The 968-nt window shown below is 59.7% G+C and carries 1 pseudogene and 1 other annotated feature; the pseudogene reads left to right on the top strand.

The features are described from left to right. Positions 1-39: 39 nt before the first annotated feature. A pseudogene (locus BG61_RS38600) lies at positions 40-968 on the top strand (IS3 family transposase); the annotation flags it as partial. Beyond that, positions 318-434 (top strand) — a sequence feature (AL1L pseudoknot). It overlaps the preceding pseudogene by 117 nt.

The following is a 968-nucleotide window of genomic DNA, read 5'->3' on the forward strand; positions in this document are numbered from 1 at the left end:
GGATTTGGTGGAGGCTCCAATTCTTGAGAAAATGGAGCTATGAACAAGTCGAACAAATTTTCTGCTGAAGTCCGCGAGCGTGCTGTGCGCATGGTGCAAGAGCATCGGGGCGAGTATCCCTCACAGTGGGCAGCGATCGAATCCATCGCCCCCAAGATCGGCTGTACGAGCCAGACGCTGCTGGGATGGGTCAAGCGAGAGGAAGTTGATAGCGGTGAGCGTGAGGGTGTCACCACGCCGGAACGTGAGCGCCTCAAGGCACTGGAGCGTGAGGTTAAGGAATTGCGCCGTGCCAATGAGATCCTGAAGCTGGCGAGCGCATTTTTCGCCCAGGCGGAACTCGACCGCCGCCTGAAGTCCTGAAGGCCTTTATAGATCAGCATCGCGACACCTTCGGGGTCGAGTCGATCTGCAAGGTCTTGCGGATTGCCCCGTCGGGCTATCGGCGTCATGCCGCACAGCTTCGCGATCCGTCGCGGCGCTGTGCCCGAGCGAAACGCGATGAGTTTCTGAGTCCGGAAATCAAGCGAGTCTGGCAGGCCAACATGCAGGTCTACGGCGCGGACAAGGTCTGGAAGCAGTTGAACCGGGAGGGTATTGCGGTGGCACGTTGCACCGTCGAGCGGCTGATGAAGCAACTGGGTTTGCGCGGGGTGAGGCGTGGAAAGCGAGTTCGCACGACTATTCCCGACGTATCGGCTCCACGCCCGCTCGACCGGGTCAACCGTCAGTTCAAGGCTGACCGGCCGAACCAGCTCTGGGTGTCGGATTTCACGTACGTCTCGACGTGGCAGGGCTGGCTCTATGTCGCATTTGTGATCGACGTGTTCGCTCGGCGCATTGTCGGCTGGCGCGTCAGCTCGTCGATGACCACGGACTTCGTTCTGGATGCACTTGAACAGGCGCTGTACGCTCGACGGCCGGACAATGACGGCACACTGATCCATCACTCCGATAGAGGTTCGCAA

This window comes from Caballeronia glathei (assembly GCF_000698595.1).
GTDB classification, from domain to species: Bacteria; Pseudomonadota; Gammaproteobacteria; order Burkholderiales; family Burkholderiaceae; genus Caballeronia; species Caballeronia glathei.